At 67.6% G+C, this 15,515-nt stretch carries 12 protein-coding genes; 3 read left to right on the plus strand and 9 right to left on the minus strand.

The annotated features are described in order from the left end of the window. Positions 1 to 87 precede the first annotated feature (87 nt). Positions 88 to 483 (plus strand): RNA polymerase-binding protein RbpA, encoded by a 396-nt coding sequence (locus tag AS031_RS06240; protein ID WP_058267262.1) that lies wholly within the window; start codon positions 88 to 90, stop codon positions 481 to 483. On the opposite strand, the gene pgl is transcribed toward AS031_RS06240, so the two are convergent. The 6 genes from pgl to tkt are packed head-to-tail and all read right to left on the minus strand — an operon-like array spanning position 436 to position 8,664. Then, entirely contained in the window at positions 436 to 1,254 is an 819-nt protein-coding gene (pgl, locus tag AS031_RS06245; RefSeq protein ID WP_058267263.1) for a 6-phosphogluconolactonase, read from the minus strand. The two genes, AS031_RS06240 and pgl, sit on opposite strands and share 48 nt — an antisense overlap. Next, a complete protein-coding gene (locus AS031_RS06250) occupies positions 1,244 to 2,185 on the minus strand; it encodes a glucose-6-phosphate dehydrogenase assembly protein OpcA (protein WP_058267264.1) in 942 nt (313 codons plus the stop codon). The genes pgl and AS031_RS06250 overlap by 11 nt, the downstream gene beginning before the upstream one ends. Further along, the gene (gene zwf, locus AS031_RS06255; protein WP_058267265.1) at positions 2,182 to 3,753 is read right to left on the minus strand and encodes a glucose-6-phosphate dehydrogenase; all 1,572 of its coding nucleotides are present in this window, start codon (positions 3,751 to 3,753) and stop codon (positions 2,182 to 2,184) included. Before zwf ends, AS031_RS06250 begins: the two co-directional genes overlap by 4 nt. Before the next feature lie 14 nt (positions 3,754 to 3,767). After that, positions 3,768 to 5,399: a glucose-6-phosphate isomerase gene (locus AS031_RS06260; protein ID WP_058267266.1), complete on the minus strand. Its 1,632-nt coding sequence runs from the start codon at positions 5,397 to 5,399 to the stop codon at positions 3,768 to 3,770. A 6-nt stretch (positions 5,400 to 5,405) separates the two neighbouring features. Continuing rightward, positions 5,406 to 6,521, minus strand: coding sequence for a transaldolase (tal, locus tag AS031_RS06265; RefSeq protein WP_058267267.1), 1,116 nt, complete (start codon positions 6,519 to 6,521; stop codon positions 5,406 to 5,408). Positions 6,522 to 6,546: 25 nt separating this feature from the next. Further along, on the minus strand, positions 6,547 to 8,664 hold the full coding sequence (gene tkt, locus AS031_RS06270; RefSeq protein ID WP_058267268.1) for a transketolase: 2,118 nt from the start codon (positions 8,662 to 8,664) through the stop codon (positions 6,547 to 6,549). A 438-nt stretch (positions 8,665 to 9,102) separates the two neighbouring features. Between tkt and AS031_RS06275 the strand changes: the two genes are divergently transcribed. Then, entirely contained in the window at positions 9,103 to 10,062 is a 960-nt protein-coding gene (locus AS031_RS06275) for a heme o synthase (protein WP_058267269.1), read from the plus strand. Positions 10,063 to 10,310: 248 nt separating this feature from the next. After that, the gene (locus tag AS031_RS06280) at positions 10,311 to 12,608 is read left to right on the plus strand and encodes a SulP family inorganic anion transporter (RefSeq protein ID WP_058267270.1); all 2,298 of its coding nucleotides are present in this window, start codon (positions 10,311 to 10,313) and stop codon (positions 12,606 to 12,608) included. Between the two features lie 104 nt (positions 12,609 to 12,712). On the opposite strand, the gene AS031_RS06285 is transcribed toward AS031_RS06280, so the two are convergent. The 3 genes from AS031_RS06285 to AS031_RS06295 are packed head-to-tail and all read right to left on the minus strand — an operon-like array spanning position 12,713 to position 15,451. Next, on the minus strand, positions 12,713 to 13,657 hold the full coding sequence (locus AS031_RS06285) for a COX15/CtaA family protein (RefSeq protein ID WP_058267271.1): 945 nt from the start codon (positions 13,655 to 13,657) through the stop codon (positions 12,713 to 12,715). Positions 13,658 to 13,664: 7 nt separating this feature from the next. Next, a complete protein-coding gene (locus AS031_RS06290; RefSeq protein ID WP_058267272.1) occupies positions 13,665 to 14,477 on the minus strand; it encodes an ABC transporter permease in 813 nt (270 codons plus the stop codon). Continuing rightward, positions 14,474 to 15,451, minus strand: a complete 978-nt coding sequence (locus AS031_RS06295) for an ABC transporter ATP-binding protein (RefSeq protein ID WP_058267273.1) — start codon at positions 15,449 to 15,451, stop codon at positions 14,474 to 14,476. Before AS031_RS06295 ends, AS031_RS06290 begins: the two co-directional genes overlap by 4 nt. Positions 15,452 to 15,515 lie beyond the last annotated feature (64 nt).

Here is a 15,515-nt window from a genome sequence, read left to right on the forward strand (position 1 = left end):
GCGGGCCAGCGAACTAAACTGTGGCTGTCGGCTTCCGACAGCCACAGTTTTGTTTAACCCGCAGAACCAGCAACGGCAGGAGCTCACATGGTCCATCCAGCAACAGGTTTCCGGGGCACCCGGGCGGGCGTGACGGCGGGGTCCGGGTCGAGTCTCCGAGGCGGCGAGGACCACGGCAGCCCGCTGCCGCGGATCAGGGTTTCCTACTGGTGCGCCAAGGGGCATGTCACCCAGCCGGTGTTCCTGCAGTTGCCCGAAGTCCAGATTCCGGCCGTCTGGGACTGCCGGCGGTGCGGTGCCCCGGCTTCCAGGGACGGTTCGGACGCTGCGGGTTCCGAGGCACTCGAGGAAGGCTTCAAGACACACCTTGAGTACGTTAAAGAAACGCGCTCCGACCAGGACGCCGAAGACGTACTGGCCGGAGCGCTGGAGAGGCTACGCGCCCGTGGCATCCTTCCGGACGAGCTGCTGCGGGACACGTGAGGCAGCGTTCTCGTCAATAAGCCACAGGGTACGGGACGTGCCGCGAGGGCCCGCCGCCGGTACCTGAACAGGGGTTGCTCCCGCCAGGGCCAGCCCAACAGCGCCGGCCTTGTCCTCACCGGCCACCACCATCCAGACCTCGGCAGCCGTGTTGATGGCAGGCAGCGTCAGTGAAATGCGCAGCGGCGGCGGCTTGGGGGAGTTCCTCACACCCACCACCGTGCGTTCCTTCTCACGGATGCCTGCCTGTTCGGGGAACAGGGAGGCCACGTGGGCATCCGGCCCCACACCCAGCAGCACGACGTCCAGCCTGGGCAGCGCAGCGGGCTCCTCGGGCCGGTCATCGGACATGTCCGCAGCGTGCTCCGCGGCGGCAGCCTCACGCAGCCGACGCGCGTAGTCCTCCGCGGCTTCCTCCGGGGTCTCGAAGTCATCGGACGAACCCGGAATGTGGACACGGTCAGGATCCACGGGGATCCTGGACAGCAGGGCATCAAAAGCCTGCCCCGCGTTCCGGTCCGGGTCGGCAGAACCGACGAAACGCTCGTCCCCCCACCAGAAGTTGACCTTTGACCAGTCGACGGCCGGAGCCGCCGGAGAGTCAGCAACAGCCTTCAGCGTACCGATGCCCACCGTGCCGCCGGTCAGCACCACGGTGGCTTCACCGTACTTGTCCTGGACATCGACGAGCTTGGTGATCAGGCGGGCCGCAATGGCCGCCATAAGGACGGACGAGTCAGGATGGATGCTTACTCTTGGGTCAACGCTCACTGGGCCGGACGCTCCTTAGGTTTGTACGTGGCAGTCCAATAGTAATCACTTCCCCGAACACCTCATCCGGGTCCAGCCGCCGCAGCTCCTCGGCGAGGCAGTCGCGCAGGCTGCGACGGGGAAGGGAGATGCGCTGGGCAGGCTGCCCGGGCTGGGTGAGTTCGGCGACGGTCAGTCCGGGCCGGAACAACTGGACATCCCCGCCGGGCCGGCTCAGCCGTACGCGCCGGATCCCTGTGCCGGCGGGATCGGCAACAATCGTCACGGGCGCGTCGAGCGTCATGGTGAGCCACGCCGCAAGGAGGATGGTGCTCGGGGAGTCCGAGGCCCCCTCCACGGCAACAGCCGTGACCGGGGAGCTGTCCACTTCGTCCAGGGCCGCGGCGAGCTGGATGCGCCAGTTGGTCAGGCGGGTCCAAGCGAGGTCGGTGTCGCCGGCCTTGTAGGTGGCGTGGATCCGTTCCAGTGCTGCCTGGGGGTCCGGCTCGTTCGCGGAGTCGGTGATCCGGCGGTGGGCGATGGCCCCGATGGAGGTTTCGCAGGCGTTTTCCGGGGCGCCGTGCGGCCACCAGGCCACGATCGGTGCGTCCGGGAGCAGCAGGGCTGCAACCAGGGATTCGGACTCATGGGCCAGCTGGCCGTAGCCGCGCAGCACGATCACTTCCGAGGCGCCGGCGTCACCGCCGACACGGATCTGCGCGTCCAGCCTGTCGGGGGCCTCCTGGCCGGCGTCGGCCAGGACGATGATCCGGCAGGGGTGCTCGCGGGAAGCGTCGTTGGCGGCCTCGATGGCTTCTTCCTCGAGTCCGGACTTCGTGACCACCACCAGGGTCAGGACACGGCCCAGGGCGATCACGCCGCCCTGCTCGCGCAGGGCCATGATCTCCTTGGAGACCTTGGACGTAGTGGTGTCGGGCAGGTTTACGATCATGGCCTTCTCCAGGTTCGTCCGTCACGGGCCAGCAGCTCATCAGCGCTGGCCGGTCCCCAGGAGCCCGGGGCGTAGGGTTCGGGCTGCTCGCTCAGCGATGCCCAGTATTCCTCGAACGGGTCAAGGATCTTCCAGGAGAGTTCCACTTCCTCGTGCCGCGGGAACAGCGGAGGCTCGCCCAGGAGCACGTCCAGGATCAGGCGTTCGTAGGCTTCCGGAGAGGACTCGGTGAAGGAGTGGCCGTAGCCGAAGTCCATGGTCACGTCCCGGACTTCCATCTGGGTGCCGGGCACCTTGGAACCGAAACGGATGGTCACGCCCTCGTCAGGCTGGACCCGGATAACCACTGCGTTCTGGCCGAAGTCATCCTCGCCGTGGTCGCGGAACAGCAGGTTGGGGGCGCGTTTGAACACCACCGCGATTTCCGTCACCCTGCGGCCCAGGCGTTTGCCCGCCCGGAGGTAGAACGGAACCCCCGCCCACCGGCGGGTGTGGATGTCCACCCGCACGGCCGCGTACGTTTCCGTGGTGGAGTCAGCCGGGATGCCCTCTTCCTCCAGGTATCCGAGGACCTGCTCGCCGCCCTGCCAACCACCGGTGAACTGACCGCGGGCTGAGTGCGTGGACAGGTCCTCGGGGAGCTTGACCGCAGCGAGGACTTTTTCCTTTTCCGCGCGCAGGTCATCGGCGTTGAACGAGATCGGCTCTTCCATCGCCGTCAACGCCAGCAGCTGCAACAGGTGATTCTGGATCACGTCGCGGGCGGCGCCGACACCGTCGTAGTAGCCTGCGCGGCCCCCGGTGCCGATGTCCTCGGCCATGGTGATCTGCACGTGGTCCACGTAGTTGGCATTCCACAACGGTTCAAACAACTGGTTCGCGAAGCGCAGCGCCAGGATGTTCTGGACCGTTTCCTTGCCCAAGTAGTGGTCGATCCGGAACACGGCGTCGGCAGGGAAAACCGACTCCACGATGTCGTTCAGCTGGCGGGCGGACTCGAGGTCGTGCCCGAACGGCTTTTCGATGACCACACGCCGCCACTTGTCGCCGTCGGCCTGTGCCAGGCCGTGCTTGGACAGCTGCCGGCACACCTGCTCGAACGCCTTGGGCGGGATGGACAGGTAGAAGGCGTGGTTCCCGCGGGTGCCGCGGACGTCGTCGAGTTCCTTGATGGTCTCGCCCAGCCGCTCGAAGGCGGCGTCGTCGTCGAACTCGCCCTGGACGAACCGGATGCCCTCGGAGAGCTGGTTCCAGACCGACTCGTCGAAGGGCGTCCGGGCGTGGGCCTGCACGGAGGCCTTCACCTCGGCGGCGAAGTCCTCCTTGTCCCACTCACGGCGGGCGAAGCCCACCAGCGCGAAGCTCGGCGGCAACAGGCCCCGGTTGGCCAGGTCATAGACCGCGGGCATCAGTTTTTTCCGCGCAAGGTCACCCGTCACCCCGAAGAGCACCAGCGAGGACGGACCGGCAATCCGGTTCAACCGCCGATCCCGCGGATCCCGCAAGGGGTTCCGCCCTGCCCTTCCGGAACGCGTCCCGGATGTCCTGCCGTATTCAGTTTCTGGCATGGTGCGTCTGCGCCTTAGCTTTCGGTAGCGGATGCCCGGGAGGACAGTGCAGCGACGATGTCCTGCAGCTGCGCCACACCGGCGGCACGGTCGGTCAGGTGCAGGCGGAGCACGGGCCGGCCGTGCTCTTCGAGTACCTGGGCGTCGCCTGCAGCCTGGGCGGCAATGAGCTCGCCGAAGGTGAAGGGACGCTCGGGGATGGCAAGGTCCTCCGCGGCGGCGGCAGTGACCTGCAGGAACACGCCGATGGCCGGTCCGCCCTTGTGGAACTGCCCGGTGGAGTGCAGGAACCGCGGGCCCCAGCCGAACGTCACGGGACGCCGGGTCACGGCGGCGAGCTCGTCACGGACGCCTTCGAAGCCGGCATAGGCCAGCCGGTCGAAGTAGGCCTGGACGCTGAGGTAGCTGTCCGCCGCCAGGGTGTCCAGCAGGGCGCTGACGGCCTCGGCCGCGGTGGACGCGCTGCGCAGCCACTGCCCGCCGCGGACCTCGATGGCACCGTCAACGAAGGCTGCCGGCGTGGGCTCGGGTTGTGCGTCCAGCAGGCCGCGGGCGGCCACCTTCGCGGCCTCCACATCCGGCTGGTCGAACGGGTTGATGCCCAGCAGCCGCCCGGCCACTGCCGTGGCGAACTCCCACACCATCATCTGCGCGGCCAGTCCGCCGGCGATGGCCACCTGGTTTTCAGCAAGGTCGACGTCGGCGTCCGCGGCCACGAGCCGCACCACCAGCACGTCGTCAGCGCCCTCGGCCACCTCGGGGGAGCCGGGACCAGCGACGACGGGCAGCACACCGGTGCCCAGCTTGCCCGTGGATTCGGCGATGAGCTGCTCAGCCCAGTCAGCGAACCCCTTGATTCCGGACCCGTCCTCAGCGATCACGATCTTGTTCCGCAGCGGGGTGGTGCCGCCCAGGGCGGTGCCAAGGGCCAGGCCGATGTTCTCCGGTGCGTCCTCGTTCAGGACCTCAGCCGTTTCCTCCGCCTCGTCCAGGAACGCCTGGATGTCCACGCCGGCCAGGCCGGAAGGGACCAGTCCGAAAGCGGTCAGCGCCGAGAACCGGCCGCCCACGTTCGGGTCGGCATTGAACACGGCACGGTAACCGGCTTCCCGGGAGGCCTTGTCCAGCGGGGAACCGGGGTCGGTCACGATGATGATGCGGCTGGCGGCGTCGATGCCGGCGTCGTTGAACGCCTGCTCGAAAATACGCCGCTGGGAGTCGGTTTCCACCGTGGAACCGGACTTGGAGGACACCACGATGGCCGTTTCGGCCAGGCGGTCCGCCAGGGCAGCACGGACCTGGTCAGGGTCCGTGCTGTCCAGCACAGTCAGCTCGACGCCAGCAGTACCGGCAATGACCTCGGGGGCCAGCGAGGACCCGCCCATGCCGCACAGCACGATGCGGGTGACGCCCTCAGCCCGGAGGGCTTCGCGCAGTTCCAGGATGTCCTTCACCAGCGGCTGCGAGACAGTGGCGGCCTCAACCCAGCCGAGGCGGATGGCCGACTCGGATTCAGCGTCGGAACCCCACAGCGTATGGTCCTTCGCGAAAATCCGGGTGGCAATCCTGTCCTCAACAAGGGCGGGAAGATGCTGTTCAAGTGCCTGCTGCGCGGCACCGGTGGCTTCGTAGCTGAGTGTGCTCATGGGTGGTTAGGAGGCCTTCCGTGCTGAGGCGAGGGCGCCTTCGACGTCAGCCAGCAGTTCTTTCCAGCTGGCCACGAACTTGTCCAGGCCCTCGGTTTCGAGGAGTGCGACGACGTCGTTGTAGGAGACGCCAAGCTTTTCGAGCGCGTCCAGGGTGGCGTTGGCCTCGGCGTAGGTGCCGGAGACGGTGTCACCGGTGACCACGCCGTGGTCGAACGTTGCGTCCAGGGTCTTCTCGGGCATGGTGTTGACGACGCCGGGCGCCACGAGTTCGGTCACGTAGAGGGTGTCCGGGTAGGCGGGGTCCTTCACGCCGGTGGAGGCCCACAGGGGACGCTGGGGGAGGGCGCCGGCTTCGGCGAGCAGGGCCCAGCGTTCGGTACTGAAGAGTTCCTCGTAGACCTGGTAGGCGAGGCGGGCGTTGGCGACGCCGGCCTTGCCCTTGAGTGCCTTGGCCTCGTCCGTGCCGATCTTGTCCAGTCGCTTATCGATCTCGGTGTCCACGCGGGAGACGAAGAAGGATGCGACGGAGTGGATCTTCGAGAGGTCGTGGCCGTTTTCCTTTGCCTGCTCCAGGCCGGACTGGAAGGCGTTGATGACCGCGCGGTAGCGCTCCAGGGAGAAAATCAGGGTTACGTTGACGCTGATGCCCTCGGCGAGGGTGGCGGTGATGGCTTCCAGGCCCTCGATGGTGGCGGGGATCTTGATCAGGACGTTGTCCTTGTTGACCTTCTTGAAGAGGTGCTTGGCTTCGGCGATGGTGCCGGCCGTGTCCCAGGCAAGGCGCGGGTCCACCTCGATGGACACGCGGCCGTCCACGCCCTTGGTGGCTGCTGCCACGGGGGCGAACAGGTCGCAGGCGTCGGCGACGTCGGTGGTGGTGATCTCGAAGATGGTGTCCTCGACGCTGGCGCCGGCGGCCGCCTGGGCGGCGATGGTGGCGTCGTAGTCGGTGCCGGCCGTGATGGCGGCGTGGAAGATGGACGGGTTGGTGGTCACGCCGACCACATTCTTTTCCTCGATGAGCTTCCGCAGGGTGCCGGTGTCCAGGCGTCCGCGGGAAAGGTCGTCAAGCCAGATGGAGACTCCGGCTTCGGAGAGCTGCTGGGTGGGAGTAGTCATGGTGTTTATCTCCTGGAAATCGTTGTTAGGCGTTCAGGCCTGCGAGGGAGTCCTTGGCAGCGGCGGTGACTGCTTCCGCCGTGATGCCGAACTCCTGGAAGAGGCGCTTGTAGTCGGCTGAGGCGCCGTAGTGTTCGAGGCTGATGGAACGGCCGGCGTCGCCGACGAATTCCTTCCAGCCGAGGGCCAGGCCGGCCTCGACGGAGACGCGGGCCTTGACTGCGGCGGGCAGCACGGACTCGCGGTAGGCGGCGTCCTGCTTGTTGAACCACTCGACGCACGGCATGGAGACGACGCGGGCGGCGATGCCTTCGGCCTGCAGGGCTTCGCGGGCCTGGACGGCCAGCTGCACCTCGGAGCCGGTGGCGATCAGGATGACGTCGGCCGGTGCGGTGGCGCCGTCCTTGGAGGCTTCGGCGAGGACGTAGCCGCCCTTGGCGGTGCCGGCTGCGGAACCGAACGTGTCGCCGTCGGCTGCTCCTTCGCCGCGTTCCCAGGTGGGGATGTTCTGGCGGGTCAGGACGATGCCGGCCGGGTTGGAGTGGTTCTCCAGCATGGTCCTCCAGGCGACGGCGACCTCGTTGGGGTCACCGGGGCGGACGACGTCCAGGCCTACGATGGCGCGCAGCGATGCGAGCTGTTCCACCGGCTGGTGGGTGGGGCCGTCTTCGCCGAGGCCGATGGAGTCGTGCGTCCAGACGTACAGGGACGGGACACCCATCAGGGCGCCGAGGCGGATGGCCGGGCGCTGGTAGTCGGAGAAGATCAGGAACGTGCCGGAGAATGCGCGGGTGTTGCCGTGCAGGCTGATGCCGTTCACGATCGAGGCGGCGGCGTGCTCGCGGATGCCGAAGTGCAGGACGCGGCCGTACGGGTTGCCGGACCAGGCGTCGGTCTGCTTGGACGCGGGAACGAACGACGGCGAGCCTTCGATGGTGGTGTTGTTCGATTCCGCGAGGTCGGCGGAGCCGCCCCAGAGTTCGGGCAGGACCGGGCCGAGGGCGTTCAGGACCTTGCCCGACGCGGCGCGGGTGGACACGTCCTTGCCGGCCGGGAAGACGGGCAGCGCGGCGTCCACGCCTTCAGGGAGTTCCTTGGCCTCGATGCGCTGCAGTAGGGCCGCGCCTTCCGGGTTGGCGGCCTGCCAGGCGTTGAAGGACTCTTCCCATTCCTTGCGGGCTGCTGCGCCGCGGTCCACGACGGAGCGTGCGTGGGCGAGGACTTCGTCGTCGACCTGGAAGGACTTGGCGGGGTCGAAGCCCAGCACCTCTTTCAGGGCTGCGACCTCTTCGGCGCCCAGGGCGGAGCCGTGGATCTTGCCGGTGTTCTGCTTTTTCGGTGCCGGGTAGCCGATGATGGTGCGCAGCGAAATGATGGACGGCTTGGAGGTCTCGGCCTTGGCGGCGCGCAGGGCGGAGTAGAGCTCCTGCACGTCTTCCTTGTAGTCGCCGGTCTTGGTCCAGTCCACCCGCTGGGTGTGCCAGCCGTACGCTTCGTAGCGCTTCAGGACATCCTCGGTGAAGGCGATGTCGGTGTCATCCTCGATGGAGATGTGGTTCTCGTCGTAGATGACCACGAGGTTGCCGAGCTCCTGGTGGCCGGCCAGCGAGGAAGCCTCGGAGGTGACGCCTTCCTGCAGGTCGCCGTCGGAGGCGATGACCCAGATGGTGTGGTCGAACGGGCTGGTGCCCGGTGCGGCATCGGCGTCGAACAGGCCGCGCTGGCGGCGCTGGGAGTAGGCGAAGCCAACCGAGGACGCCAGGCCCTGGCCCAGCGGGCCGGTGGTGATCTCCACACCGGCGGTGTGCTTGTACTCGGGGTGGCCCGGGGTCAGCGAACCCCAGGTCCGCAGCGCCTCGAGATCCTTCAGCTCCAGCCCGTACCCGTTGAGGAACAGCTGGATGTACAGGGTCAGCGAGGTGTGGCCGGGGGACAGGATGAACCGGTCACGGCCCAGCCACTGCGGATCCCGCGGGTCGTGGCGCATCAGCTTCTGGAACAGCAGGTACGCGGCCGGCGCCAGGCTCATCGCCGTACCGGGGTGTCCGTTGCCCACCTTCTCCACGGCATCCGCGGCCAGCACGCGAATGGTATCCACCGCACGCTCGTCCAGGTTCGTCCAGGACAGTTCTTGCTCTTCCAAATGTGGCACGAAAACCGGGCCCCTCTCTTTGCTGACGGCGCACGGCACACCCGGTCCGGTTGTAGGCACGGAATTGGGCGCCCGCTGCGGTGTGTACCAGTCGCCGTCGAATGTTGGTCTCTCGCTCAGCCGCGAGCCGCGTGGGAATGCGTTTTCCACCGCTTTCTTGCTGCGTGCTGATCTGGTGACAGCTTAGCTCCATTCCATCGGCCGGGAGGCCGGAATCTCACGTTGTGGACGCAATTTCCCCTTTTGTGAATCAGCCTGAAGTGAGGATGAGTTAATCTGCTCGAATCGGCCTGCGAGCGATCAAGTGCGCATATCAGCGGGCCTTTGGGCGGGCGCCGGCACGGTATGATATTCGGAGGCCAATGCCGGGCGCGGACCTATTTAGCCGCCCGCAGCTGCAATGCCAGATACAACTGCCACACAGAACGGGTGACTGCCACCGTGAGCACAACAGATACGCCGCTGAACGCTTCCCGGGCCACCCGCCCCGGGATTGCCCGTAAGGCGAAGGCGTATCTCGCCCTCACCAAGCCCCGCGTCATCGAACTGCTGCTGGTCAGCACGCTGCCCACCATGATCTATGCGGAACGGGGCTTCCCGTCGATTGGCCTGATCCTGGCCACGCTGGTGGGCGGTGCTTTCGCGGCCGGCAGCGCCGGTGCCTTCAACTGCTACATCGACCGCGACATCGACAAGCTGATGCACCGTACGGAGAACCGGCCCCTGGTTACCGGCGAAGTCACGCCGCGCGAGGCCCTGGTGTTCTCATGGCTCCTGGGGGCCGCCGCCATCGCCATTCTCTGGTTCGGCGCCAACCCGCTCTCCGCCTGGCTTGGCCTGGGTGCCATTTTCTTCTACGTGGTCATCTACACGATCATCCTCAAGCGACGCACGGCCCAGAACATCGTGTGGGGAGGGGCTGCCGGCTGCTTCCCGGTGCTGATTGCCTGGGCAGCCGTCACCAATTCGGTGGAATGGCCCGCACTGATCCTCTTCATGGTGATCTTCCTGTGGACGCCGCCGCACTACTGGCCGCTGTCCATGCGCTACGGCGAGGACTACCGCAACGCCAAGGTCCCGATGCTCGGTGCCATTGCGGGGGCCAAGGTGGTCTCCGTCCAAGTGGTGCTGTACGCCTGGGCCATGGTGGCATGCTCCCTGCTCATGGTTCCCGCCGGCGGCGCCGGCTGGGTATACACCGTCACCGCTGTACTGGCGGGAGCGTGGTTCCTGTACGAATCGCACGCGCTGTACAACCGCGCGCAGCGTGAGGACATCCCGGACAAGCGGGCCATGAAGGTGTTCCACGGCTCCATCAGCTACCTCACCCTGCTGTTCATTGCCTTGGCGGTTGACCCCTTCGTGGGGCCGGCGGTCATCGGAGGCTAGGCTCCGCACCGTTTCTCAGGAAGGCCCGGACATCTCCGGGCCTTCCTGCATTTAGAAGACATCATTTGACGGGCGTCCTCTGCGGGCGCTGAAGCGTACACCCCGGCTCCGGCGTATGCCCGCGCCCCCGTTGTTCCGGCGCTGTGCATGCAGTGACAAGTTTTGTCATATCCGTCACTTTGAGTGTCATTACGCGTGACGGACTGCTTACGGTGGAGTGGATCCTTCCCGAAAGCAAAGGAAATCCCATGACGCCTGGCCCCTCCACCTCTGCCGCCTCCAACCACAGCCCGCCCGGCGCCGCGCGGAAAGGATCCAGCCGGTTCCTTTCCAACCTCGGCGCCGACGTCCCTGCCTCCCTGGTGGTCTTCCTGGTCGCGCTCCCGCTGTCCATCGGAATTGCCGCCGCGTCCGGAGCCCCGATCATGGCAGGGCTCATCGCTGCAGCCGTAGGCGGCATAGTCGCCGGCAGCCTCGGGGGCGCGGCACTGCAGGTCAGCGGGCCGGCAGCGGGCCTGACCGTGATCGTGGCCGGCCTCGTCCAGGAGTTCGGCTGGCAGGCGACCTGCGCCATCACGGCCGCTGCCGGCGTCGTGCAGCTCCTGCTGGGCATCAGCCGGGTGGGCCGGGCGGCGCTGGCCGTCTCACCCGTCGTCGTCAAAGCCATGCTTGCCGGCATCGGCGTCACCATCATGGTGCAGCAGATCCATGTACTGCTCGGATCAGGCCCTGCGGGATCGGCCGTCGAGAACCTGGCCAACCTGCCCGCCTCCATCACCAACATCGAGCTGCATGCGGCACTGCTGGGCCTGACGGTGGTGGCCATCCTGCTCGCCTGGAAGCACCTGCCCGCGGCAGTCCGCAAAGTACCCGGCCCGCTGGCCGCTGTAGCCCTCGTCACGGCCATCTCCGTTCCGTTCGCACCGGGCGTCGAGCGGATCTCCTTCTCGGGTTCCATCCTGGATGCCGTCGCCCTGCCCGAGCTGCCGGACGGCAACTGGCGTGCCGTGGCCTTCGCCATCCTCTCCATGGCGCTCATCGCCAGCATCGAATCGCTCCTGTCTGCCGTGGCCGTGGACAAGATGCACTCCGGTCCCCGCACCAACCTGAACCGCGAACTGATGGGGCAGGGCACCGCCAACATTGTCTCCGGAGCGCTCGGCGGCCTCCCCGTCACCGGCGTGATCGTCCGCAGTGCCACGAACGTGGAGGCCGGAGCCGCCTCCCGGACCTCGGCCATCCTGCACGGCATCTGGGTCCTCGCCTTTTCCGCCTTCTTTGCAGGCCTGATCCAGCTCATTCCGCTCTCCGTCCTGGCCGGTTTGCTGTTGATCATCGGTGGAAAGCTCATCAAGGTCGCCGACATCCGCACCAGCAGGCGCACCGGAGACCTGCTGATCTACGTGGTGACCCTTCTCTGCGTTGTCTTCCTCAACCTGCTGGAAGGGGTCCTGATCGGGCTGGCGCTTGCCGCCGCCAGCGTCCTGTGGCGCGTGCTGCGCACGGCGATCCGCGTGCACGAGCCGGTCCCGGCGTCGTCATCGTGGCGCATCACCATTGCCGGATCGTGCAGTTTCTTCGCCCTCCCGCGGCTGAACCGGGTGCTGCACTCCGTGCCTGAAGGCAAGGACGTGGTGGTTGAACTCAACGCGGATTACGTGGACCACGCCTTCCGGGAGTCACTGGTGGCGTGGCGGGACCAGTACACGGCCACCGGCGGCTCGGTGGAGCTGGAAGAGTACGGGAATACGCTGTTCCGCGACGCTGAGCACCGCGCTCCGCAGCGGCAGGAAGCCCGGGAACTGCCGCTCCCGCCGCGCACCTCCCGCAACGCCGGCGGGGCCACGGGGGAGGACGTTCGCCCAGGCCGACTGCCCGGCGTGCTGGCCGGCATCAGCAAATACCACCGGCGCTTCGCGGACCAGGTCCGCCCCCTCGTGGAAGACCTTGCCGAACAGCAGAACCCGGACACCCTGTTCGTCGCGTGCGTCGACTCCAGGGTTAATCCCAACCTCATCACCAGCAGCGGCCCCGGTGACCTCCTGACCCTGCGCAACATCGGCAACGTGGTCTGCCACGACGGGCAGGACGCCTCAATCGACTCGGCGCTGTCCTTTGCCGTCAAAGCCCTGCAGGTGGACACCGTAGTGGTCTGCGGCCACTCCAACTGCGGCGCCATGAAGGCTGTCATCTGCGACGCCGAAGGTGCGGGCAACAAGGACCTGGGCAAGGGCTTCGACGCGTGGCTGGAACATGCCCGCCCCAGCTACCTTGAACTGATGGCCGGCCACCCGGTGGCGGAAGCCGCCGCGGCCGCCGGATTTTCCCGGCTGGACCAGCTGGGCATGGTCAACGTGGCGGTTCAGCTTGCCAAGCTCGACCAGCACCCGGTGGTGGGGCCGGCACTGGCAGCCGGCAACGTCCAGGCCACGGGGCTGTTCTACGACATCACCACTGCCCGCGTTGTCCTGGTGGCGCGGGACGGGATCGAATTCCTGGACCCGGCACAGGCAGCGGTGAAAAAGGCCAACGTGGGAGCCCGCTGACGCCCGTCCCTGGCATGAGCAAGGCGCCCCGGTCCTGATGGATCGGGGCGCCTTGGTGCGCGGCGGGCCGCGCAGACTGTCAGTGCAGCTGCTGCTTACTCCGCTCACTTCACGGGACTGGACTTCGCCAGGTCCCAGGCGTTGGTGGCAGTGCCCATCAGGAGCGCCGCGCCCAGCATGTGCGCCGCCACCAGCGGGGCCGGAATGCCGTTGTAGTACTGGGTGAAGCCGATGACTGCCTGCAGGACGGTGACCGCCAGGAGGGCAAAAACTGCTGTGCGGAACGGGCCGGGAATGCGCCGCATCAGCACCAGGGCCAGCGCCACCAGCGTGCCCGCTGTCACCAGGTAGGCGGGCACGGCATGGATGTGGGAAAACAGGTCCCAGTCGAGGCCGTTCCGGGGGGCATCGGCGTCGCCGGCGTGGGGGCCGGCGCCGGTGACCACCACACCGAGCATCACGGCCAGGGCGGAAAAAACCGCGACGGCGGACGTCACCGGGCGCAGGGCTCCGGGCAGCGGGTGCAGCGCGGCAGTGCGGAACCGTCCGGTCCGCCCAAAGGCCCGGTTGACCAGCAGCGTGGCAAAGACAACCAGGGCCATGGACACGAGGAAGTGCAGGCCCACCACCCAAGGATTCAGGCCGGTGAGGACGGTGACGCCGCCGATCACCGCCTGGGTCGGGATGCTGGCCAGGAGGCCGAGGGCCAGGAGGAACAGGTCGCGGCGTTCCTTGCGGAGGTTCCACAGGTACACCAGCATGAGGGCGGCCACGGCGGCCAGGGCGAAGGTGAGGAGGCGGTTGCCGAACTCGATGAAGCCGTGGATGCCCATCTCCGGCGTGTTGACCAGCGAGGTGTCGGTGCAGCGGGGCCAGGTGGGGCAGCCAAGGCCCGAGGCCGTCAGGCGCACTGCCCCGCCGGTGACCACCAGGAGTGTCTGGCCCACCAAGGAGGCTACCGCGAGGCGGCGGACGCGGGCGTCAACGGTGCGGGGCAGCCGCGCCGCCAGGCGGCCGGTGATCTGGGGGAGGCGCGAAGCCGTGCTCACGAGTTTCTCAATTCCACTTGAACCAACGGATGGCTGCTGCCCCGGCGATTGCCGTCCAGAGCACCAGGATGACGGCGGCGCCGCCGTTCAGGGCACCCCCAAGGAACGCGGTGCGCAGGGATTCGCCCAGCGCACCGGAAGGCAGGAAATGCACCACGGACTGCGCAGCGGCCGGCAGCCGGTCAGCTGGAATCACGATTCCCCCCAAGGCTCCCAGCAGGATCCACAGCAGGTTGGTGATGGCCAGTGTCGCCTCGGGCCGTACCGTACCGGCGACCAGCAGCCCCAGCGAGGTGAACGCCGCAGCGCCCAGGAACAGCAGCACCAGCCCGGGCAGCCAGCCTGCCGCCTCCGGCCGCCAGCCAAGTGCCGCCGCCACTGCCGAGACCACCGCAACCTGCAGGCACAGGACCGCCATGACGGACAGCACCTTTCCGGCGATCAGCCCGCCGCGGCCCAAGGGCGTGGTGGACAGGAAACGGAGCACCCCGTAGCGGCGGTCGAAGCCGGTGGCGATGCCCTGGCCGGTGAAAGCGGTGGACATGGCGCACAGCGCCAGGATGCCCGGCACGGCCACGTTGACGCGGCTGGAGCCCAGGCCGTCCAGGAACGGCGTGACGGTAAGCCCCACCAGGGCAAGGAGCGGAAGCACCACGGCCAGGATCAGCTGCTCGCCGTTCCGCAGCATGGTGAGTGCCTCGTACCTGCCCTGCAGCAGGACCCGGCGCAGCAGCGGCGCAGGCTGCTGCCGGCCCGCGGAAACACCCGCGAGGCTGCTTCCGGACGTGCTGTCCGCAGCGGCTCCGGCAGTCCCGTTCATCGAATGTCCTTTCCAGAAATGTCCAGGAAGACGTCTTCAAGGCTACGCGCCTGCAGGCTCATGGCGGCCGGCATGACGTCGTTGGCCTCCCACCAGGAAGCCAGCGCCGCCAGGTGGCCCGGCCTGAGCACGCCCGTGACCGAGTAGCTCCCGGCGCGTGTTTCGACGACGACGGCCCCCTCCGGAAGGACGCCGGACAGGTCCAGTCCGGGACGGGCATCGAAGACCAGCGTCCGGACGTGCCCGCCGCTGCCTGTGCCGCTGTCCACTCCCGGCTCCCGTGCGAGGAGCTGCTGGACGGTTCCCTCGGCGACGTTCCGGCCGCCGTCGATGATGTAGACGTAGTCCGCCAGCCGCTGCGCGTCGTCCATGAGGTGCGTGGTCAGGATGATCCCCATGCCGCTGTCACGCAGCTCCGTGATCAGGTTGAAGACCAGGGCGCGGGACTGCGGGTCCAGGCCCGCGCTGGGCTCGTCCAGGAACAGCACCTCAGGCCGGCCCACCAGTGCCGCAGCGAGGGCAAGGCGCTGCTTCTGGCCGCCGGACAGCCTGCGCACGCCGGTCCGGCTGAAGGTGTCGATGGCCAGCCGTTCCACAAGGTCATCCACGGGCCAGGGGTCGGCGTACAGTCCGGCGATATGCCTCAACAGCGGCAGCGGCCTGGCCGACGGCGGGAGGCCGCCGTCCTGCAGCATCACACCGACGCGGGAACGCAGGCCGGCGCCGGCGGTGGCGGGGTCCGCGCCGAGCAGGGAGATGGTGCCTCCGGTGCGCTTCTGCAGGCCCTGGGCGCATTCAAGCGTGGTGGTCTTTCCGGCTCCGTTGGGTCCCAGCAGCGCGGTCACCTGGCCGCGTTCGGCGGTCAGGGAAACGTCACTGACCACCCGGAGCATTTTGCCGTCCAGGCCCGCCAGGGGGCCGACGTCCTTGACGAGTCCATTGATGGACAGGACGGGGGAGAGGGGGGATCGCACCCGAATATTCTACGTGATGTAGTACGGCCGGCCGGCCCGGCGGTGGAGGCCAGGGGTAGGTCAG

This window comes from Pseudarthrobacter enclensis (genome assembly GCF_001457025.1).
Classification (GTDB): domain Bacteria; phylum Actinomycetota; class Actinomycetes; order Actinomycetales; family Micrococcaceae; genus Arthrobacter; species Arthrobacter enclensis.